The following is a 21,091-nucleotide window of genomic DNA, read 5'->3' as shown; positions in this document are numbered from 1 at the left end:
AGCCGTGTTAAGGTCTATCTTTGTTAAAGTCTATCTGTAGCGGTAACGTTGCTAAATCTGCTTAGAAGCTGTACATCACCATACCCTGGATGCGAGTGGCATCGCCTTCAGCGCCGTCTTTCTCTTCACGGCTAGCCCAGCTGGCTTCTATGCCGTAACTGATGCGTTCGGCTGGCGTCCAGATGTAGTTCAGGTAAGCAGTCTCGAAAGTATCATTTCCGCCGATTTCCTCATCGTCGAGGTCGACGGTAGCGACGTTATAAGACGCATTAATGGCGCCTGGGCCGGCCTTAATGCTGGCGCCGATAGTGCCACCAGTAGTTTTTAGGGTTTCAAGGTCGCCGTTATTGGCTAGGTAGGCCGGTGTAGTTTGCGGGCTGACATTCATATAACCACCCATACCGTCACCATGGGTTAAGCCGGCGCGCAAAATGACCGCCTCAGAAACATCCATGGCTGCTTCAAGGGCCACGCCCCAACCAAAGGCCGAGTCATCATCAACTGAAGCGTTGGCATCTGCTGCCGCATCATACTCAAGCTGGCGCAGTACGGCAGAAGCGGAGTACTTGAAGGAGCCAGAAGTATCGGTATAGCGCGCGGTCACATCCGGTAATTCGCTCTTGGCTGCATCTGCTTCAGTTTGAACAACACCGTTTTCTGTCCTCTCAGAACCACCCAGGGTATCCGGGTCTTCTATCGCTACCGAGAAATTGCCAGTGGTATAGCGAAGCTGTGGCTGACGCGCTTGGTTGGCCACCCCAGGCGGGCCACGGAAGTCGATGGACGGGGTGCCGGCCACGAAGCCGTAGAAGTTGGTCCAGTACTGGCCGGCCAGAATACCGTCCCAGGAGCCGTAGGCGTGCCGCAGGCGGAAGTTGTTGTTTGGCCCGTAGAAGTCACCTTCAATCTGGGTCACTAGGTCACTAGGTCGCTGCCGGAGACCGGTGTCGTGGTCTTGAAACCGATACGGCTCTGGTAAGCGTGCATATTGAAGTGGCTATCTTGACTGTCTTCGCCATCTTCAGTGATTTCACTGTGAGTGACGAGGTTGCCCATGTCATCATCCACATCATAGATAATATCCAGCTTGGCGTATCCGTAGACGCTCGCCTTGGTGTCGCCTACTTCAAAGTCGACAGCGTGAGAGGCTGAAGCAACTGCCATTGCAAGGGTGCCAATGGAGAAAAGAGCTGAATGCTTTAAGCGTTTTTTAATCGTCACTTGCTTTTTCCTTATTATGATCAAAGGCAGTCTAACTAAGAGACCGCATTGTTATTTTCTGTTGCCTGATAGCGGCTTAGCCCACTGAGCCCAGCACTATTAGCTATCGAAAAACAACATAGCGATGTTGAAGGGAAGTTACAATTGTATTAAAGAACGATTACGACAAAAGGATGAGGAACTTTTTCAAAGTCATTCAATATGTTAGCACGCTTATTATTTATCCAATGCGAATGACTATAGGCATCTTCCTTTCGTGCGCTAAGTGCATACAATAAGTGGGGCTTTCTCGAAAAGCCTCATAATGGCTATATGCGCACAACATAAAAACGCACATCACAAAAACGCACACCATAAAAATAGATAAAAAGGATCTACCATGACGCTGACACGCTCAATGGCTCGTTTCACTGCTGGCTTAGCCGGTGCGGCACTGCTTTCCGCTTCCCTGTCTGCACAAGCTCGTGAACTCTCGGTGTCCACCGTTTTGTCCGACGCTTTCCCATGGGGGCAAGCGGCAGAGAAGTGGGCCGAACTGGTGGAAGAACGCAGCGGGGGTGAGTTAACGCTGCGCGTTTACCCCAACTCTCAACTCGTCTCTGGCGACCAAACCCGTGAATTTTCCGCCATGCGTTCCGGCTTGATTGATGCGGCGGTGGGCTCGACCATCAACTGGTCGCCCCAGGTGCCGGAACTGAATCTTTTCTCTTTGCCGTTTTTCATTCCCGATGAAGCCGCCGTCGATGCAGTCACCGGTGGTGAAGCGGGCGAGCTGGTGTTTGAAGCGATCGAATCACGCGGCGTTATCCCGCTGGCGTGGGGCGAAAATGGCTTCCGTCAGGTCTCCAACTCACGTGGACCGATCAGCGAGCCGGATGACTTGGACGGCCTGAAAATCCGTGTTGTCGGTTCGCCGTTGTTCCAGGACACTTTCTCAGCACTGGGCGCTGACCCCACGCAAATGAGCTGGACTGATGCGCAGCCAGCGCTGACCACCGGCGCCGTAGACGGCCAGGAAAACCCACTCTCGGTGTTTGACGTCGCGCGCATTGATCAGGTCGGCCAAGAGCATTTGACGCTCTGGAACTACATGAATGACCCGCTGATTTTTGCGGTCAATCAGCAGGTGTGGCAGACCCTTGATGAAGAGCAGCAAGCCATGCTGCGCGAAACAGCACAGGAAGCCGGTGAGTGGGAAATCGCCATGACCCGTGAAGAAGAGAGCGAACGCCTAGCGGCGATTCAAGAGCGCGGTGTGACGGTGACAGAACTATCCGATGAGCAGTACCAGGCGTTTGTCGATGCCACACAGTCTGTTTACGAAAAATGGGCACCGCGGATTGGCGATGAGGTGGTTAACGCCGCCCAAGCCGCTATCGACGCGCGCTAATAACTGTTGATGTTCTAACTCCCGGCTCTTAGGACTGGGAGTTTTTTGCTGTGAGGCTGCCATGAAAGGCTTTCCCGATGCGCGCCCGGAACGCTGGCTGGGCGCGCTGGCATTAATCATTATCTCGATGATCAGTTTGGGTAATGTCATTACGCGCTACTTAACTGGCGGCTCTTTTTCCTTTACCGAAGAGTTTTCGGTTTTCTTGTTGGTAGTACTGACCTTTGCCGGTGCCTCGGTGGCGCTGCGGCGTAATCGGCATATCCGTATAGGTTTTCTTGAACGTGCACTGCCGTCTAAGTACCGCCACGCATTGATTCTTTTTCAAGCGCTGTGTGGTGCTTTGGTGCTGGGGTTGATCACTTGGTACGGCGGCAAGTTAGCCTGGCAGGAGTATCAGTGGGAGTCGCTTTCGCCAGGGCTTGGCTTGCCCCAGTGGTGGTATTTAGTCTGGTTGCCCGTGCTTTCCGCGGCCATGTTATGGCGCTTGTATCAGCAAACCGCTGACCGTTTGGCGGGGAGGCTAACCGATGAGCCCTGATGTTTGGATGATCCTGGCGTTTGCTGGCCTGTTGATTGCAGGGGTGCCCGTGGCGTTTTCGCTGGCGCTTTCTGGAGCAGTTGGCATTGTGATTGGGCTGTCGCCGGATATGTTGGCGACCTTGGGCACGAATACCTATAACAGCATTGCCAAGTACCCATTAATTGCGATTCCGCTATTTATACTTACCGGGCTTATTTTTGAGCGCTCCGGCGTGGCGCTGCGCTTGGTGCGATTTGCCCAGGCGCTGATTGGCCCACGCCATGGCGGCTTGGCGCTGGTTGCGGTGCTGGTGTGCATGATCATGGGTGGCATGAGCGGCTCCGGGCCTGCCGATGCGGCGGCCGTAGCAATGGTGATGCTGCCCAGCATGACCAAAGCGGGCTATCCCAAGCCGTTTTCCGCCACGCTAATTGCTGCTTCTGCTTCAACCGCGATTCTAATCCCGCCTTCCGTTGCCCTTATCCTTTATTCGATTGTGGTGCCTGGGGTGGATTTGCGGGCCCTGTTTGCGGCAGGGCTGTTCCCCGGCATATTGGCAGGCATAGCCCTATTGGTACCTGCCATGATCGTCTCCAAACGTTATGGATGGGAAGGCGGCACACCGGTAGAAGGTGCCGAACAGCTCAGCGTACGAACTACTTTTAAACAGGCGATACCGGCGCTGTTTGCACCCGTGTTGATTTTGGGTGGTTTGCGTTCGGGCTTGTTTACGCCCACCGAAGCAGCCGTAGTGGCAGTCGCCTATGGGGCGATTGTGGGGCTATTTCTTACCCGCGAACTGTCGTGGCGCGATCTGTGGGAACTACTGGGCGAGGCGGCGATTATCTCTGGGGTAGTGATGCTGATTATCGCGCTTGCCGGTATTTTTGCCTGGGCGGGTACCATGCTGGGCACTTTCCGCCACTTGGCTGAGTGGATTATTAGCCTGACGGATAACGGGGTGCTGCTGCTTGTTTTAGTAATGTTAGCGGTGCTGGTCGCTGGCATGTTGTTAGATGCGATCTCGATTTATCTCATTATGATGCCGATCCTGATTCCTGTTATGCAGCACTTCGAATGGAACCCGGTGTGGTTTGGGATTCTACTGGCAATGAACATTGCCATTGGCCAATTTACCCCGCCGGTGGCGGTCAATTTAATGGTAACCACCGAAGTGGCGAAAATACGTTTGGAGCAAACGCTTGGTTGGGCGTTGTTGTTTGTGGTCGCCATGGGGTGTGCACTGGCGCTGGTAGCCATCTTCCCAGCCATCGCTTTATGGCTACCCGGCGTCTTGGGATATAACGTCTGATGGGGCTAAAGAGATGGCTGCGATTGGTCCAGAAGAAACTGCACCTGTCGAGCAAGTAGTGAATATCCTTATTCCCTATGCCAAAACGGTATAGGCATTAACGCTTACTTAACGTTGCCAACCGTTAAACTACTATCTGCAAAGTGAAAATGCGTTTTAAATAAGGGGAGGCACCGTGGTGCTTTGCCAAGCGCGCTTTTTATCGCTAAGGGCTTATTTTTTCTATCGCTAAGGGCTTTGTTTTTCGCTAAAGTCTTGGTTTTTCGCTAAAGTAGTATTAGCAGGCAGCCAATAGAGGCGCTTGTAACAGATTGTCTTAAAAACGTTTTGGAATAACCCATCTGAGGGAGCGAGTCGCTAGGTGGGTCCAAAGCGCATGATGTTGATAATGACAGTGTTGCTAACGACAGTGTTGCTAACATCAAATACGCTCATAACATCAATATAAAGAGGTGTGTTCATGAAACGCCATACGTTTTCTACCGCTGCTTTCTCCGGTGCGCTACTTGCCAGCGCTGCTTTCGCCTCCCCGGCAATGGCACAGGATGACGAGCAGTTCATCACCATCGGTACCGGTGGCCAAACCGGTGTGTACTACGTCGTGGGGCAGTCGATCTGTCGTTTGGTTAATCGCCTCGAAGACGCCGATATCAAGTGTAATGCACCTTCAACTGGTGGATCTGTCGCCAACATCAATGGTATCAAGTCCGGCGAGCTGGACATGGGCGTCGCACAATCCGACGTTCAGTATCAAGCCTACAACGGCACCGGGAACTTCGAAGGCGAGGCCTACGAAGATCTGCGGGCTGTGTTCCGTGTCCACGGTGAGCCTTTGACGCTACTTGCACGTGCTGATTCTGGCATCGAGACACTTGATGATCTGGAAGGCAAACGCGTCAACATCGGTAACCCAGGTTCCGGTCAGCGCAACACCATGGAAGTGGTGATGGACGCCAAGGGCTGGACCGAAGATACTTTCTCTCTGGCATCTCAGCTCGACGCTGCCGAGCAAGCGGCAGCACTTGCCGATAATAACGTCGATGCCATGGTATACGTGGTGGGTCACCCGAATGGTTCCATTCAGGAAGCGACCACCACTGTTGATGCTCGTCTGATTCCGCTGAACGACGAAGACATTCAGGGCATTGTCGATGAATACCCTTACTACACCTCTTCGGTAATCCCGGGTGGCTTATATCGCGGCAATGATGAAGATGTCGAAACCTTCGGTGTTGCAGCGACATTTGTAACCACGGCTGAAGCAGACGATGAAGTGATCTACCAGACCGTTAAAGCGGTGTTTGATAACTTTGATCGTTTCAAGCGTCTGCACCCGGCCTTCGAAAATCTTGATCCAGAAGAGATGGTGACTCAAGGTCTTTCCGCACCGTTGCATGATGGCGCGGCGCGTTACTACCGTGAACAAGGCTGGATCGAGTAATTCAGTAGCCTGAGGTAGTATTACCTTAGCAAGGAATGCGCGGTTACCTAAGGGTGCCGCGCATTTTGGTTTACGCTGTTGATAAAGCGTTTAGGATGTTGATAGGGCATTTAGGATGTTAATAGAGCAATTCGATATGGCAATTATGTGTCAATCGACTCGGAGCAGGGCAGGCATATGACAGAAGATAAGAACAGATCTTCGGGAACCGGAGTAGACCTGGATGACATGGTTGCCTCCAGCGACACGGGCGCCCGTAAACCAGCCGGTATGCCCGGCAAGCTCTTGGTCAGCATTGCGGCAGCGTGGTCTCTGTTTCAATTGTGGATCGCTTCCCCGGTACCCTTCGTTCTGGGTTTTGGCGTATTTAGTGCCACGGAAGCCCGCTCTATTCACTTAGCTTTTGCGCTGTTCTTGGCGTATATGGCCTACCCGGCACTCAAGCGCTCGCCCCGTGACCGTGTACCGATCCAAGATTGGGTGCTGGCAGCGGCAGCGGCCTTTTGTGGCGCTTACATGTTCATGTTTTACGAGCAGTTATCTCAGCGCCCCGGCGCCCCGATCCTGCAGGATGTGATCATTGGCATCGCCGGGATATTGCTACTGCTTGAGGCGACACGCCGTGCACTCGGCCCGCCGTTGATGGTCGTGGCGTCAGTCTTTCTTGTCTATAGCCTGGCTGGCCCATGGATGCCGGGTATTCTTTCCCATGGTGGGGTTAGCCTGTATGGATTGATTAACCACCAGTGGTTAACGACTCAGGGTGTTTTCGGTATTGCGCTGGGTGTCTCCACCAGCTTCGTCTTCCTATTTGTACTGTTCGGCGCTCTGCTCGATAAGGCAGGTGCTGGCAATTACTTTATCAAGGTAGCGTTCTCGCTACTTGGTCACTATCGCGGTGGGCCCGCTAAAGCGGCTGTGGTGGCCTCGGCTATGACCGGCCTGATTTCCGGCTCCTCTATTGCCAATGTGGTAACCACCGGTACCTTTACGGTGCCGATGATGAAGCGCGTGGGGTTCTCCTCGGAAAAGGCGGGCGCTGTTGAAGTGGCGTCATCGGTCAATGGCCAGATTATGCCGCCGGTGATGGGCGCTGCCGCTTTCTTGATGGTCGAGTATGTGGGCATTTCGTATGTCGAGGTGATTAAGCATGCCTTCCTGCCCGCGCTGATTTCCTATATCGCGCTGGTCTATATCGTTCACCTAGAGGCCCTAAAGGCCAATATGAAGGGGCTTCAGAGCAGTAATCCCCCTAAGCCTTTGGTCAATAAAGTGATCGGTTTCCTGGGTGGTCTGCTACTCATGATGGTGACCGCGTTGGCGGTCTATTACGGTCTTGGCTGGCTCAAACCGGTGTTGGGCGATGCAACGCCCTGGGTAGTCGGCGTTGGGCTGACGGTGATTTATATTGCCTTGCTGAAGCTTGCGTCAGGTTACCCCGAGCTCGAGCTCGATGATCCTAACGAACCGATTTATTCGCTGCCGCAAACCAAGCCCACGGTGTTGGTTGGCTTGCAGTACATACTGCCCGTCATTGTGCTGGTCTGGTGTTTGATGGTGGAGCGTTTGTCGCCAGGGCTGTCAGCCTTCTGGGCCACTATTTTCATGATTTTCATTATTCTTACCCAGCGTCCGATCACGTCGATCTTTCGTGGCCGCAGCGATATGAAGGCGGATCTGCGTGAAGGCGTGATGGATTTATGGAATGGTCTGGTCACCGGTGCCCGCAACATGATCGGTATCGGCATCGCTACGGCCACGGCCGGTATCATCGTCGGTGCCGTCTCCCAAACCGGGGTAGGGTTAGTGCTGGCCGAAGTGGTGGAAACACTGGCCATGGGCAATTTGATGCTGATCCTGCTGCTGACGGCGGTGCTTAGCTTGATTCTCGGCATGGGGTTACCGACCACCGCGAACTACATCGTTGTTTCGGCTCTACTGGCACCGGTGATTGTTAACCTTGGCGCAGAAAATGGCCTATTAGTGCCGCTGATTGCGGTTCACCTGTTCGTGTTCTATTTCGGGATCATGGCTGACGTGACACCGCCGGTGGGGCTTGCGTCCTTTGCCGCGGCAGCCGTCTCCGGCGGTGACCCTATTCGCACCGGCTTCCAGGCGTTCTATTACAGCCTACGAACCGCAGCGCTACCGTTTTTGTTTATCTTTAATACCGACCTGCTACTGATTGATGTGACCTTCTTGCAGGGGGTGTTGATCTTTGTGGTGTCCACCATCGCCATGCTCATCTTTGCTGCCGCGACCCAGGGCTTCATGATTACGCGCAGCCGCTGGTATGAGTCCATCGTGCTGTTGCTGATTGCGTTCACGCTGTTCCGCCCGGGCTTCTGGATGGACATGATCCATGACCCTTATGAGTCCATTCCGCCTGCGCAATTCGTTGAAGCATTGGGCGATGTCGATGAAGACTCGACGCTTCGCCTGCAGATCGCCGGTCTGGATGACTATGGCGATCCAATGAGCACGTATATGACCCTACCGGTGCCTGACGGTGAAACAGGCCAGGAGCGGCTTGAGAATCTGGGTCTTGAGCTGTTTATCGAGGATGGCACGGCAATCGTTGATATGGTGACCTACGGCAGCCAAGCGGCAGAACTCGGTTTCGACTTCGATCAAGAAATCATCGAAGTGTTAGCCCCTGTGAACCGCTGGACGAAAGAGATCATGTGGATTCCTGCTTTCCTAATCTTTGGGTTGATTGTCGTCATGCAGCGCCGTCGGCGTGAAAAACAGCTTGCCGATGAGTCAGCCGCTACAGCCTAGGAGAGATCACCATGTATCAGAAAATCCTACTGCCCGTGGATCTCAATGAAGAGGCTTCATGGCAGAAAGCGCTACCCACGGCCATTACGCTGTGTGAAACCTTTGGGGCGTCGCTGCATATAGTGACCGTGCTACCGGAATTTAAAATGCCCATGGTGGGTGCTTACTTTCCCAAAGATTTTTCACAAAAGGCCCATGAAGTAATAAAAGAGGCGCAGCACGCGTTCATTCAAAAGAACGTCCCTGAGGGGATCCAAACGCAGAGTATTCTGGTCGATGGCTCGCCGTGGGAGGCGATTATTAAAGTAGGCAAAAAACTGGATGTTGATCTGATCGTTATGGCTTCTCATACCAAACGTAAGTTTGTTGACTACGTGTTGGGTCCCAACGCTGAGCATGTCGTGCATCATGCCAAAGTATCGGTAATGATTGTGCGCTAGGAATAGCGTGCTAGCGTAGAGAGTCGTGCAAAGTAAACTAAAAAGCTCCGGGCAACTTGCTCGGAGTTTTTTTATGCTTGGCTATAGCGTGTTTTTATCTATATCTACAACTACATCTACTTTTTCTAACGCAACAACTTAATTGTCGCTATCTCGCACTTTCGTGGATTTTTTGTACGCACAATCGGACGTCCCACGCCTCGCAACCATTATTCAGCTACATTAAAAGAGCGTTAAGTCATTAAGCTGGTATTAATGCTTTCAGCGATTAATGAGCGCTGATGTTTTGAGGTAAATCCTGAGTTCAGGATCTATATCGGGAAGAACAGGAGTGATGCCATGAATGCGACGACAACAAAAACAAGCCACCATTCGGATCTGCCCAGCGTTAAAATCACTATTAATAAGGTCGGTATGGAGCGGCCAAGGGCATGGTTAGCTGCTGGCGTGGAAGATTTTCGCCGTGCGACAGTCGTGAGCCTTTCTTATGGCATGTTCTGGGTAGGACTTAGTATCGCTATTACCCTGGGTGCTTTTACGTTGGGGTATTGGTACTGGCTGCTGCCTATGATTGCAGGCTTTATGTTTATTGGACCACTGGTGGCCGTCGGCTCTTATGGCATTAGTCGCGCGCTGGAGAACGGGCAAGTGCCTAACTTAGGGGATGCTTTCGGCAGTTGGCGACCTCATGCCGGCCAGTTGGCAATGATGGGGGTCATGATGATGATCTTCTTCCTCGCCTGGATTCGTTTGGCAACGCTTCTTTTTGCACTCTTTTTTGGTTTTGAAATCCCCAGCCCCGCCACACTGTATACCGCGCTCCTCACTACGTCAGAAGGGTTGAGTATGCTAGCGGTGGGCACGGTAGCGGGGGGTATTTTGGCGTTTGGTGCGTTTACGATTAGCGTCGTAGCGATTCCTACCTTGATGGATCAAGACTTAACCTTTATGGAAGGTATTGAAGCCAGCGTGCGCTGTGTCGGACGTAATTTCCGCGTCATGTTGTTATGGTCAGTGATACTTACGCTGTGTGTACTGATTGGTGTGATGACCTTTTATATTGGTCTAGCGCTGATTTTACCCGTTTTGGGGCATGCTAGTTGGCATGCTTACGAGGACTTAGTGCGCTTTGAGCGGTTGGACAACATGGATTCTTAGCTTAAAAGGGAAGCGTAAATGACGCTTTGGTGACGAAAAAGCAGTATTGGACCTGACCTGTTTAAGAAGATGGCGTAATCTTTACGCTGTCTTCTTTTATTTTGGGCATTGGAACCAGTAAGTTGCCCTTCGTGAGGTGTGTACTGTGAAAGCATTGTTAATGGGGTGGGTCGTGCTGATGTTCAGTGCTCCCCTGGCGGGGATTGCTGACACAGGCGATGACTTAGGGATGCCTAGCGGGCCTGTTATTTTGACCGTTAGCGGGAATATTAAGCATACAAATGTCGGGAGTGAAGCGCAGTTTGACCGTGAGATGTTAGAGGCATTACCACAGCACTCGTTTGAAACCAGTACGCCCTGGACAGAAGGTAGCAGCCACTATCGTGGCCCTTTGATGCGTGATTTGCTAACGCGCTTAGGTGCTCAAAGTGACTCTGTTCATGTTGCTGCACTGAACGGCTATGAAGCTGAGATACCGGTCAGTGATTTCGAACAGTATGACGTTATGCTGGCTTTGCAAAAGGATCAGAAAGCGATTCCGATTCGTGAATATGGTCCTTTATGGGTGCTTTATCCCTTTGATCATGATGAAGCGCTGTTAAGCGAAAAAATACGCTTTAGAGCGGTATGGCAGGTCATGCATATTGATGTCCGGTAGCGCTTCAACAACGCAGGCCGCCAGTCTGCTACGTTATCCCCGTCGCTTTAAGCTTGTGGCTATCATTGCCGTCCTACTGTTGGCCGCGGCGTTGGTCGTCGCTACGTTAGCCGCTTGGCGGCAGGAAAACCTCACCCAAAGCCTACGCGAAGATACTGCTTGGGTTGTCTATAAGTTAGACCGTGATGCAGTGCAATTGTTAAACCATTTGCTGACAGTAGCGCATGGGCCACTTACCCCCGCGGCACACGATGAGCTAAACCTGCGCTTTGAGCTGTTGTACAGTCGGATAACGCTGCTCAATGAGGGAGAAGTCAGCACTTTATTGCAAGAGATCGATACCGCGAGTGAGCTGCTGCGCCAAATCCAACAGCAGCTCGATGTACTCGATAGTATGTTTGAGCCTTACGAAGTAGTTGAGCAACTGCCAGTACCGGCGCTAGAAGAAAATCTACAGACGTTGACACGGCTAACCGAGCGACTGGTCATCGTGATTAATGGCTATTTGGCAGAGTCGGCGACAGAAGAGCGAGCCCAGCTAAGCCTGCTTTATAAACTGCTCATGACCCTGATCGTCGGTATGAGTTTGGCAGCCTTTTTGGTCATTGCCTTCTTGGTGCGTGAGATGCGTGAAAGTGCTGCGATAAGGCGCAATCAGGAGCAGCTTGGCCAGCAGTTAGAAGTCACCGCCAAGCAGGCTCAGGCAGCTAACCAAGCCAAGTCAGATTTTTTGGCCATGGTTAGCCATGAAATTCGCACACCGCTGAACGGCGTTATTGGCATGAGCGAACTACTACGCGAGTCGACAAGCCCTGCACAAATAGAAGATTACGCCCACACGATTCACGATAGCGCCAATCAATTGCTGGCAATGATCAATGAGATCCTCGATTTTTCTAAAATCGAAGCAGGTCATCTGACCCTTGAAACAGCGCCCACGCAACTCAAACCACTTATCGATAGTGTGGTGTTGCTGCTTGCGCCCAGGGCAACGGCAAAAGGATTGCCACTGCGTGTTTACGTTGATCCGCTGGTGCCTGAGTGGGTGTTGGTCGATGCAGGCCGTTTACGGCAAATACTGCTGAACTTGATCGCAAATGCGATCAAGTTCACCGACCGGGGTGACGTTAGCGTTAAAGTGTCTTCAACGGTGGAACGGCTGTTATTCGAGGTGATTGATACAGGCTGTGGTGTGAGCGAACAGCAGCAAGAGCGTCTCTTTGAGCCTTTTCACCAAGCAGATGAGTCGGTGGCAAGGCGTTTTGGTGGAACTGGGCTAGGGCTGGCGATTTGCAAACGGCTAAGCGAAGCCATGCAGGGACGGTTAGGGGTTAAGAGCCAAGTAGGTCAGGGGAGTACCTTTTGGTGTGAGTTACCTTTAGTCGATGCTGATCCCGTATTAATGTCGCTGCCCTCAGCCCCTAAGCGAGATTTTTCCGGGACAACATTGCTGCTAGTGGAGGACAACGCCGTCAATCGCAAAGTCGCTGTTGGCTTATTGTCACGTCTAGGGTGCGAGGTGGTCTGGGCTGAGAATGGTCATGACGCTCTGGCGATGGTCCAGTCACAGCAAGTGCAGCTTATCTTTATGGATATTCAGTTGCCTGACATGAGTGGTTTGATCGTCACTCAGCGATTACGCGAGCAGGGTGGATGGTTGGCAAATGTTCCCATCGTTGCCATGACGGCTGGTGGTGCTGAAGATGACCGCCAACGCTGCCTGGCTGCCGGTATGGACGATTACATTACCAAGCCGCTGTCACTCTCAGCGTTAAGTAATGTGCTGGCAGTGCAGCTTTTTGCATCCCCAGACGAAGGCACTGCACCGGCATTAGAGGTGCCTAAAGCGCTAACTGGGGCGCCATCGTTGCTTAATGTCGATACGCTTGCCAGCCTGAAAACGGCCCTAGGGGAAGCGAGCCTGGGCCAACTGGTCATGCTTTATCAACAGCAAGTAAGCAACTATTCTGCTCAACTGGCTGCTTGTTTAGCTGTAAAGCCATTCACGCCGGAGCATGAACAGCAAGTTATGCGCCTGGCGCACCAGTTGCGCGGCGAATCAGTGAGCATGGGGGCCGAACAACTTGCTGAGTTGGCGAAGCAACTTGAAACATTAGCCAATACGGAGCGGGCCACCTTCAGCCAACTCGATGAGATGTTCAGTACCATAAGACTTACAGCGGCGCATACGCATTCCGCGTTGGAGAGGTGGTGTCGTGACCACTTATCAGGTTGAGCAAGGTATTCTCACTGCGGCCAGTCAGCATACCAATGCGGACCACGCAGCGGCTGAGCTAGCCGACGCTTTATGGCACGATCATTTGGGGTTTGTGCTGTTTTTCTGTAGTGCGGAGTATGATTTAGCGGGACTGGCAGACGCGCTGGAAAGCCACTTTCCCTCAACGCCGCTAAGTGGCTGTACAACGGCTGGGGAAATTACCCCACTCGGTTACGACCGGGGCTCCATTGTGGCGATGGGGTTTGATCGGCGCCTGTTTGCTGTCGAAACGGCGCTCATTGATGACCTGGACCATTTTGAATTGACCCACGCCCAGCCGCTGGTGGATGGGCTGCTGGCGCGCTGCCGCCGACAAACCATCGCGCCAATCAACGAACATAGCTTTGTATTAACGTTACTGGATGGTTTATCCAGCCGTGAAGAGCAAGTGCTCGCCACCTTAGATGCTGCGTTGGGGCATATACCTAGCTTTGGCGGCTCAGCGGGCGACGATAATCATCTTAGTCATACCCATGTTTACACTGCCGGGCGCTTCCATAGCCATGCGGCTGTTGTGGTCATGGTTAATACCCGGCTCCCTTTTGAAGTGTTTTCAACTCATCATTTAACCCCGTTAACTCATAAGCTGGTGGTGACTGAGGTGAATCGTGAGCGTCGGCGGGTAATTGAACTCAATGGTTTACCCGCCGCGCAGGTGTACGCCGACTTGGTCGGTGTTGCACCAGAGCAGCTCAGCGCAGTGATATTTGCCCGCCACCCATTAGCTGTCCGTATTGGTGGGCAGCACTACGTGCGCTCCATACAGCGTGTGCATAGCGACGGTAGTCTGAGCTTTTACTGTGCGGTGGAAAACGGCATTGTGCTGACGGCTATGCAATCGACACCATTACTCGAAAACCTAAAAATAATGCTTGCTGGGGTGAGCGCTAGGCTGGGTACGCCTAGCGTGATTATTGGCTGTGACTGTTTTCTACGCCGTATGGAGCTTGAAGCGCTAGAGCATGTAGAACAAGCGTCGCAGCTGCTGCGCCAAGCAGGGGTTGTAGGGTTCAATACCTACGGTGAGCAACATCATGGTATGCATGTGAATCAAACGTTTACGGGGGTGGCGTTTGGATCTCTTCCAGCTTTCGACCGCTACTAACGCGGTGGGTGACGCTCAAGCGACAAGCGAGGAGACGTTACGCGAAGAGAACCGTCGCCTGCGTAAGGTCTGCCACGCGCTGATGGAACGAGTGGAAACGGGCGGCAGTGCCGACACTGCCCCTTATGCCGCTTTCGAGCGTTCGGTCTTGCTCGCTGAACAGGTTCGGGAGCGCACTGATGCATTACATCGTGCGTTAGATGAGTTGGGGCAAGTTAACACGCGCTTGTCGGCTGCCAAAGCCGAAGCCGAAGCGGCTAATCTTTCTAAAACCAAGTTTTTAGCAGCGGTTAGCCACGACCTGCTGCAGCCGTTAAATGCAGCCAGACTATTTGCCAGTGCCTTGGAAACCCATGCGCTTCCTGATGCATCGCAAGCACTGGTGGGGCATATCGGTCGCTCTTTAAAAGATGTCGAAGGATTACTGGGAACACTTGTGGATATCTCACGCTTGGATGCTGGGGTATTACACGCCGATAAAGCACCGTTTGCGGTGAGCACATTATTGGACGCGTTGGCAGAGGAGTACCGCCAAGTGGCCGGGGTGCGTGGTTTGGCATTGCATTACGTGCCATCCAGTACGGTGATTGAATCCGACTTAGCGCTGCTGGCACGGGTGATTCGAAACTTCCTAAGTAATGCAGTGCGTTATACCGAGCATGGACGCGTACTGCTGGGCTGTCGGCGTCGCCGGGATGGATTGGAAATTATGGTCGGTGATACCGGCCCCGGTATCCCAGAGCAGCAGCGCGAAGCAATCTTTCTGGAGTTTCGGCGTGCTAACCAAGTGAATAGTGCGCACAGCCGCGGTTTAGGTTTGGGGCTAGCTATCGTTGACCGCATCAGTACCATGCTGGAACAGCCCGTATCTCTCACATCACGCCCCGGCGAGGGAGCACTGTTTTCGATCACCGTGCCTTACGCAGAGGCCGTCTTGACCACAGCACTGCTCAAAAAAAGCGACCCCTCGTCACCTGAAGAGATAGATCCCTTACATGGCTGTGTCGTTTGGGTGATTGATGATGACTTGGCTATTCTTGAAGGGATGCAGGCGCTGCTGGGCAGTTGGGGGTGCCGGGTGCGCGCAGCAGCCACCGTCTCTGCCTTAGAGGCCGCCAGCGATGGTGAGCGCCCCGAGGTGCTACTGGTCGATTATCATTTGGGCGAACATCGCGAAACCGGCATCGGTTTGGCCGCACGGCTGCAGCGCCGATACCCTGGCTTGGCATCTGTAGTGATTACGGCTAATCATGAAGCAGAAATTAAGCGCACTACCCGCGAAGCGGGTATGCATTGTCTACTCAAACCGTTAAAGCCACTGCGGCTTCGTATGCTGCTTGGCACCCTGCTAAATAAAAGCTAGTGAGCGAGTTTGGCCTGATAAAAACTTAAATCTTCCTCGCCTGCGATCACGATCGCATGGACCCGGCTGGTAGCGTTTAGTTTGCGTAAAATCGCCGATACGTGAGTTTTAACGGTGGTTTCAGCAATCGATAGCTCTCGGGCAATCTGCTTATTTGACATCCCTTTGGTCAGGCAAACCAATACCGCCAACTGTTTCTCGGTTAAACGCGCCAAGCGCTCACTGGTAGCCATGGCGCTAGCGGTAAGTGAGGCCGAAGCAACACGCGGCGCCGGACGGCGCATAATGTCGGGTGGCAGGTAGAGCTGGCCTTCAAGAATCTGCGTTAACGCCACCAGCAATGCCACCCGCGGCGTGGATTTGGGTATATAGCCCACCGCGCCCAAGGTAATGGCATCAAGCACTAATTGTCGCTCTTGGTGTGCAGACACAATCGCTACCGGCAGCCAGGGGAATTCCTCGCGCAGGCGGGTTAGTCCTTCCAGCCCCTCGGCATCCGGTAGGCTTAAGTCCAGCAAAAGCAAATCCAGCTCAGTGTGCTGTTCCACCAGCGTTATCGCATCAGCGAGGCTCTCCGCTTCCAGTAGTTGGCTATTCGCCAGGCCGCTACTCACCACGGCCTGTAGCGCATCGCGAAACAGTGGATGGTCATCTGCCACCAACAGGGAATACATGGCGTCTCCTACCAAGGGATGAGGGCTAATCCTGCTATCGGGCTATATCGCCATTTGCTTTACTGAACAACACTGTCAAAGCACCTTTAATAATCATAATACTCAGGAGCTATACAATGATCTACGCCAACCCTGGTGATACCGGTTCTGTGGTGTCGTTTGAAAAACGCTACGGTAACTATATCGGCGGTGAATTTGTTGCCCCGGTGAAAGGTCAGTACTTTGACAATATTAGCCCTGTCAATGGTCATGTCTTTTGCGAAATTCCCCGCTCCTCGGCTGAAGATATTGATAAAGCCCTGGACGCAGCTCATAAGGCGGCACCTGCTTGGGGAAAAACGTCTGTTCAAGAGCGTAGCAATATTCTGCTAAAAATCGCTGACCGCATTGAGCAAAATTTGGAAATGCTCGCGGTAGCTGAAACGTGGGATAACGGTAAAGCAGTACGCGAAACCCTCAATGCTGATATTCCCTTGGCGGTTGACCACTTCCGCTACTTTGCGGGCTGCTTACGCTCGCAGGAAGGCACTGCGGCAGATATCGACGCCAACACCGTCTCCTATCATTTCCACGAGCCGCTGGGCGTGGTGGGGCAAATTATTCCCTGGAACTTCCCGATCCTTATGGCCGCCTGGAAGCTCGCACCTGCTCTGGCGGCGGGTAATTGTGTGATCCTTAAACCTGCCGAGCAAACCCCTGCCTCGATTCTGAAAGTGATGGAAGTGATTGGCGACCTGCTACCGCCAGGCGTGCTCAATATCGTCAATGGTTTTGGCGCAGAAGCGGGTCAGGCATTGGCCAGCAGCAAGCGTATCGCCAAGATCGCCTTCACCGGCTCCACCCCTGTCGGTGCGCATATTCTAAAATGCGCGGCGGAAAACATTATCCCATCGACCGTCGAGTTAGGTGGTAAATCCCCTAACATCTACTTTGCCGATATTATGAATGCCGAGCCGACGTTTATAGATAAGGCGGTGGAGGGGTTGGTGCTGGCGTTCTTTAACCAAGGCGAAGTATGCACTTGCCCTTCGCGGGCGTTGATACAAGAAAGCATGTACGATGAGTTCATGGCCAAGGTGATCGAGCGCACCCAAACTATCAAGCGCGGCAACCCGTTAGATACCGATGTGCAGGTGGGTGCACAGGCCTCCCAAGAGCAGTTCGACAAGATCATGTCCTACATGGATATCGCCCGCGAAGAAGGTGCAGAGTTTCTCACCGGCGGCAATAAAGAGACCATGGACGACAGCATCAACAGCGGTTACTACATTCAGCCCACGCTGCTGAAGGGCAACAACCAGATGCGCGTTTTCCAGGAAGAGATCTTTGGCCCGGTAGTCGCAGTCACTACCTTCAAAGATGAGGAAGAGGCGCTAGCGATTGCCAACGACACCGAGTTCGGCCTGGGCGCTGGCGTGTGGAGCCGTGACATTAATGTCGCCTTCCGCATGGGGCGTGGCATTCAAGCGGGTCGCGTGTGGACCAACTGCTACCACCAGTATCCCGCCCACGCGGCCTTCGGTGGCTACAAGAAATCCGGCGTTGGCCGCGAAACTCACAAAGTCGCCCTTGAGCATTACCAGCAAACCAAAAACCTGCTGGTCAGTTACGACATCAACCCGCTGGGCTTCTTCTAAGCCGCTCTGCTAGCCATACCGCCCGGTGGTTTGCCGGGCGGTACTGTCAGTCCCCCTGACGCTGACTCTACCGATAAGAGCAGTCATTAAACTGCCGTATCGAAAACCATAGGAGTTGCATCATGGATAGCACAATGCGCGCGGCGGTCGTTCGTGAGTTTGGCCAGCCGTTATCTATAGAAGAAGTCGATGTGCCTCGTCCTAAGCAGGGCGAAGTATTGATGAAAGTGGCGGCCTCTGGGGTTTGCCACACCGATTTACACGCCGCTCACGGTGATTGGCCGGTAAAACCCTCGCCACCGTTTATTCCCGGGCACGAAGGCGTTGGGCATATCGTGGCGGTAGGTGAAGGTGTTTCTCACGTCAAAGAGGGTGATCGCATCGGTGTGCCCTGGCTCTACTCGGCCTGCGGCTACTGCGAGCACTGCTTAGGCGGTTGGGAGACCCTGTGCGAGTCCCAGCAAAATACTGGCTACAGCGTTAACGGCGGGTTTGCGGACTACACTCTAGCGGATGCAGGCTATGTAGGGCGCCTGCCGGATGCCGTCGATTTCATCGAAATAGCCCCGGTACTATGCGCGGGAGTAACGGTTTATAAGGGCTTGAAAATGACCGATACCCGCCCCGGCCAGTGGGTGGTGATTTCGGGCATTGGTGGCCTGGGCCATATGGCGGTGCAGTACGCTAAAGCAATGGGGCTGAATGTGGCGGCTGTTGATATCGATGACGGTAAGCTAGCCCTGGCCGAGCGTTTAGGCGCCACAATAACCGTTAATGCTATGAAAACCGACCCAGCGATGTACCTGAAGAAAACCATTGGCGGCGCTCACGGGGCATTGGTGACGGCGGTGTCGCCGAAAGCATTTGATCAGGCCCAGAATATGCTACGCCGCGGCGGCACACTGGTGCTTAATGGCCTACCGCCGGGCGAATTTCCTCTGCCAATTTTCAGCACGGTGCTCAACGGTATCACCATTCGCGGTTCTATCGTGGGCACGCGAAGCGACCTGCAGGAAGCGCTGGATTTCGCCGCCGAGGGTAAGGTCAAAGCGACAGTAGCAACGGATACACTGGATAATATCAACGATGTCTTCCAGCGCATGATTGACGGCAAGATAGAGGGTCGCATCGTGCTCGATATGGCTAGCTGACATCGGGCTAATTGACGTCTTACCAGGGGGATAAAAATCCCCCTTTTTAATTCCGACATTGTCATAGCATAGCTGTTATTTAGCCTTCGCAGGAGTCTCGCGACCTAGCCAGCGCCGCGCCATGCGCGCGGCGTGGGTAAGGTGGCTCACGACCGCTAATTTGCCTGCTTCACGGCGAATGCCTGCACGCTTTAGTTTCATTGCCATGCGCGGCGGCAAACCAACAAATATTACCCCGACACCTTGCTCACCAAGCTCCCGGCGGAGCGTGTCCAGCGCGACCAAGGCCGTGGTATCCAGGCTAGGTACGTCGCGCATATCCAGAACGACTATCCGTACGCTGTGATCAATCACTCGCAGCGTCGCGATGGCTTTTTCTGCCGCGCCAAAAAACAAAGGGCCACTGATTTTGTAGAGCGCTACTTCCGGTGGGAAGTGTTCGCCCGTGGAAGGCGTTGCCAAGCGCTGAGTATTGGTTAGCTGTGCCATACGGCGGATAAACAGGGCGGCGGCTAGGCCAATACCCACGGCCACGGCGATCACCATGTCGAAAACAACCGTAAGTGCGAAGCAGATTACCAGCACCGACACATCGCTGGCGGGGGCGCTTCTCAGCGTATGCATAAAGTGGCGCGCCTCGCTCATGTTCCAAGCAATAATGAATAACAGCGCGGCTAAGGCGGCCATGGGGACGAAACCAAGCACTCCCGCCAGCGCGACTACCGCAAGCAACACCACCAACGCGTGCACTAAAGCGGCAATAGGCGAACAAGCGCCGCTTTTGACATTGGTGGCTGTGCGGGCAAGCGCTGCCGTTGCGGTAATGCCACCGAAGAAGGGCACCACTAGGTTGCCGATCCCTTGGCCAATCAGTTCGACGTTAGGGTCGTGACGTGTACGAGTTAAGCCGTCAGCGACGACGGCGCACAGCAATGATTCAATCGCTGCGAGTAAGGCGATCGCCAGCGCCGGGCCGAGCAGCGCCTGAATCAACGCAAGATTGATTACCAGCGGCGTGCCATCCGCCCCCGGGAAATGCCAAGGGGCGATAAAACTAGGTGCGAAGGGTGGAATACCGTTGCCGCTTTCACCCTGGTACTCCCAACTAAATCGCGAGGCGATAGTGTCGACCTCAACGCCAACCATTAGCAATAGCGAGGCAGCCAGCGTGCCCATCGCTAAACCTACTAGCGGGGCCGGCACAGGTGTTTTTAAGCGCGGCCAGACTAACAGTGATGCCAAGGTGACGAGCCCCACGCTGATTTCCGCCAGCGACAGGGAGGGCAGTGCTTGGCCAATCAACATGAGATTATGCAGGGTGCTGTCGCCTAGTTCGACACCGGTTAAACCCAGAAAATCGGGCAATTGAAGAAGCGCAATTACTACCCCGATGCCCGCTGTAAAGCCCAGAATCACCGGGTAGGGCACGTACTGAATCAGACTGCCCAACCGCGAAAGCCCCAGTGCCACCAAAATAGCGCCGGCCATAAAGGTAGCAATCAGCAGCCCGCCCAAGCCATGGTTGGCTACGATGGGAAATAGAATGACCACGAAGGCAGCGGTGGGGCCGGAAATGTTAAATCGTGAGCCGCCAGCTAATGCAATCACCGCCCCCGCGACGATAGCGGTGTATAACCCGTGCTGAGGCGGCACGCCGGTGGCAATCGCTAGCGCCATGGATAGTGGAACAGCCACCACGCCAATCGTCAGCCCTGCCAACACATCGCGCTTAAATTTTCCCAACGAGTAACCTTCACGCCAGGCGCTGAGTAAGGCGCTGCCAGGCATTGGGAAAACGTATCCCGAAGGTCGATGGACACGGGACATAGGGCCAGCCTCCTAAAAATAGGGGAAACAAGCCATTACGCTACGCCTGCACTGAAATTTGCACAACAAGGCGTTAGTCGCGCTATCATTTGCACACAAAAATCCCGGCATGAGCCGGGATTGTAGGTGCGC

17 protein-coding genes are annotated in these 21,091 nt (G+C 53.6%); 13 read left to right on the top strand and 4 right to left on the bottom strand.

Features of this window, described 5'->3' with window-relative positions; translation table 11 throughout:
• Positions 1-61: 61 nt before the first annotated feature.
• On the bottom strand, positions 62-916 hold the full coding sequence (locus ACW44H_RS15130; protein WP_457505362.1) for a DcaP family trimeric outer membrane transporter: 855 nt from the start codon (positions 914-916) through the stop codon (positions 62-64).
• Positions 916-1,221: a hypothetical protein gene (locus ACW44H_RS15125; protein WP_457505361.1), complete on the bottom strand. Its 306-nt coding sequence runs from the start codon at positions 1,219-1,221 to the stop codon at positions 916-918. Before ACW44H_RS15125 ends, ACW44H_RS15130 begins: the two co-directional genes overlap by 1 nt.
• 379 nt (positions 1,222-1,600) lie before the next feature.
• Here ACW44H_RS15125 and ACW44H_RS15120 point away from each other — a divergent pair, with 379 nt between their 5' ends.
• The 11 genes from ACW44H_RS15120 to ACW44H_RS15070 all read left to right on the top strand — a co-directional run bounded on the left by ACW44H_RS15120 (position 1,601) and on the right by ACW44H_RS15070 (position 15,670).
• Positions 1,601-2,611 carry a DctP family TRAP transporter solute-binding subunit gene (locus ACW44H_RS15120; protein WP_457505359.1) on the top strand — a complete coding sequence of 337 codons (1,011 nt, stop codon included), beginning with the start codon at positions 1,601-1,603 and terminating at the stop codon, positions 2,609-2,611.
• A 61-nt stretch (positions 2,612-2,672) separates the two neighbouring features.
• Positions 2,673-3,152 (top strand): TRAP transporter small permease, encoded by a 480-nt coding sequence (locus tag ACW44H_RS15115; RefSeq protein WP_457505357.1) that lies wholly within the window; start codon positions 2,673-2,675, stop codon positions 3,150-3,152.
• Entirely contained in the window at positions 3,142-4,446 is a 1,305-nt protein-coding gene (locus ACW44H_RS15110) for a TRAP transporter large permease (RefSeq protein ID WP_457505356.1), read from the top strand. The genes ACW44H_RS15115 and ACW44H_RS15110 overlap by 11 nt, the downstream gene beginning before the upstream one ends.
• Before the next feature lie 460 nt (positions 4,447-4,906).
• Positions 4,907-5,887 (top strand): TAXI family TRAP transporter solute-binding subunit, encoded by a 981-nt coding sequence (locus tag ACW44H_RS15105; RefSeq protein ID WP_457505354.1) that lies wholly within the window; start codon positions 4,907-4,909, stop codon positions 5,885-5,887.
• Positions 5,888-6,064: 177 nt separating this feature from the next.
• Entirely contained in the window at positions 6,065-8,668 is a 2,604-nt protein-coding gene (locus tag ACW44H_RS15100) for a TRAP transporter permease (protein ID WP_457505352.1), read from the top strand.
• A gap of 11 nt (positions 8,669-8,679) precedes the next feature.
• A complete protein-coding gene (locus tag ACW44H_RS15095; RefSeq protein ID WP_113269096.1) occupies positions 8,680-9,108 on the top strand; it encodes a universal stress protein in 429 nt (142 codons plus the stop codon).
• Between the two features lie 339 nt (positions 9,109-9,447).
• A complete protein-coding gene (locus ACW44H_RS15090) occupies positions 9,448-10,266 on the top strand; it encodes a DUF2189 domain-containing protein (protein ID WP_457505351.1) in 819 nt (272 codons plus the stop codon).
• Positions 10,267-10,426: 160 nt separating this feature from the next.
• Positions 10,427-10,924: a molybdopterin-dependent oxidoreductase gene (locus ACW44H_RS15085; RefSeq protein ID WP_457509053.1), complete on the top strand. Its 498-nt coding sequence runs from the start codon at positions 10,427-10,429 to the stop codon at positions 10,922-10,924.
• Positions 10,914-13,160 (top strand): ATP-binding protein, encoded by a 2,247-nt coding sequence (locus tag ACW44H_RS15080; protein WP_457505350.1) that lies wholly within the window; start codon positions 10,914-10,916, stop codon positions 13,158-13,160. Before ACW44H_RS15085 ends, ACW44H_RS15080 begins: the two co-directional genes overlap by 11 nt.
• A complete protein-coding gene (nosP, locus tag ACW44H_RS15075; protein ID WP_457505349.1) occupies positions 13,141-14,307 on the top strand; it encodes a nitric oxide-sensing protein NosP in 1,167 nt (388 codons plus the stop codon). The genes ACW44H_RS15080 and nosP overlap by 20 nt, the downstream gene beginning before the upstream one ends.
• On the top strand, positions 14,276-15,670 hold the full coding sequence (locus tag ACW44H_RS15070) for an ATP-binding response regulator (RefSeq protein WP_457505348.1): 1,395 nt from the start codon (positions 14,276-14,278) through the stop codon (positions 15,668-15,670). The genes nosP and ACW44H_RS15070 overlap by 32 nt, the downstream gene beginning before the upstream one ends.
• Here the strand turns inward: ACW44H_RS15070 and ACW44H_RS15065 are convergent.
• Positions 15,667-16,344, bottom strand: coding sequence for a response regulator (locus ACW44H_RS15065; protein ID WP_457505347.1), 678 nt, complete (start codon positions 16,342-16,344; stop codon positions 15,667-15,669). The two genes, ACW44H_RS15070 and ACW44H_RS15065, sit on opposite strands and share 4 nt — an antisense overlap.
• A 116-nt stretch (positions 16,345-16,460) precedes the next feature.
• Between ACW44H_RS15065 and exaC the strand changes: the two genes are divergently transcribed.
• Complete coding sequence (gene exaC / locus ACW44H_RS15060; protein WP_457505346.1) at positions 16,461-17,981, top strand: acetaldehyde dehydrogenase ExaC; 1,521 nt, start codon at positions 16,461-16,463, stop codon at positions 17,979-17,981.
• Positions 17,982-18,103: 122 nt separating this feature from the next.
• The gene (adhP, locus tag ACW44H_RS15055) at positions 18,104-19,132 is read left to right on the top strand and encodes an alcohol dehydrogenase AdhP (RefSeq protein ID WP_457505345.1); all 1,029 of its coding nucleotides are present in this window, start codon (positions 18,104-18,106) and stop codon (positions 19,130-19,132) included.
• A gap of 75 nt (positions 19,133-19,207) precedes the next feature.
• Here adhP and dauA read toward each other — a convergent pair whose 3' ends face one another.
• Positions 19,208-20,959 carry a C4-dicarboxylic acid transporter DauA gene (gene dauA / locus ACW44H_RS15050; protein WP_457505344.1) on the bottom strand — a complete coding sequence of 584 codons (1,752 nt, stop codon included), beginning with the start codon at positions 20,957-20,959 and terminating at the stop codon, positions 19,208-19,210.
• Between the last annotated feature and the right edge of the window lie 132 nt (positions 20,960-21,091).

Source organism: Vreelandella sulfidaeris Esulfide1 (assembly GCF_054072535.1).
Note: the sequence above shows the minus strand (reverse complement) of the source record. Positions and strands in the feature narration are given on the sequence as shown.

Excerpts from the sequence above, each read along its gene's own strand:
- ACW44H_RS15100 (WP_457505352.1), top strand. The coding sequence starts at position 6,065 with ATGACAGAAGATAAGAACAGATCTTCGGGAACCGGAGTAGACCTGGAT.
- ACW44H_RS15115 (WP_457505357.1), top strand. The coding sequence starts at position 2,673 with ATGAAAGGCTTTCCCGATGCGCGCCCGGAACGCTGGCTGGGCGCGCTG.
- ACW44H_RS15095 (WP_113269096.1), top strand. The coding sequence starts at position 8,680 with ATGTATCAGAAAATCCTACTGCCCGTGGATCTCAATGAAGAGGCTTCA.
- ACW44H_RS15085 (WP_457509053.1), top strand. The coding sequence starts at position 10,427 with ATGGGGTGGGTCGTGCTGATGTTCAGTGCTCCCCTGGCGGGGATTGCT.
- ACW44H_RS15090 (WP_457505351.1), top strand. The coding sequence starts at position 9,448 with ATGAATGCGACGACAACAAAAACAAGCCACCATTCGGATCTGCCCAGC.
- ACW44H_RS15120 (WP_457505359.1), top strand. The coding sequence starts at position 1,601 with ATGACGCTGACACGCTCAATGGCTCGTTTCACTGCTGGCTTAGCCGGT.
- adhP (WP_457505345.1), top strand. The coding sequence starts at position 18,104 with ATGGATAGCACAATGCGCGCGGCGGTCGTTCGTGAGTTTGGCCAGCCG.
- ACW44H_RS15105 (WP_457505354.1), top strand. The coding sequence starts at position 4,907 with ATGAAACGCCATACGTTTTCTACCGCTGCTTTCTCCGGTGCGCTACTT.
- dauA (WP_457505344.1), bottom strand. The coding sequence starts at position 20,959 with ATGTCCCGTGTCCATCGACCTTCGGGATACGTTTTCCCAATGCCTGGC.
- ACW44H_RS15065 (WP_457505347.1), bottom strand. The coding sequence starts at position 16,344 with ATGTATTCCCTGTTGGTGGCAGATGACCATCCACTGTTTCGCGATGCG.
- ACW44H_RS15080 (WP_457505350.1), top strand. The coding sequence starts at position 10,914 with ATGTCCGGTAGCGCTTCAACAACGCAGGCCGCCAGTCTGCTACGTTAT.
- exaC (WP_457505346.1), top strand. The coding sequence starts at position 16,461 with ATGATCTACGCCAACCCTGGTGATACCGGTTCTGTGGTGTCGTTTGAA.
- ACW44H_RS15110 (WP_457505356.1), top strand. The coding sequence starts at position 3,142 with ATGAGCCCTGATGTTTGGATGATCCTGGCGTTTGCTGGCCTGTTGATT.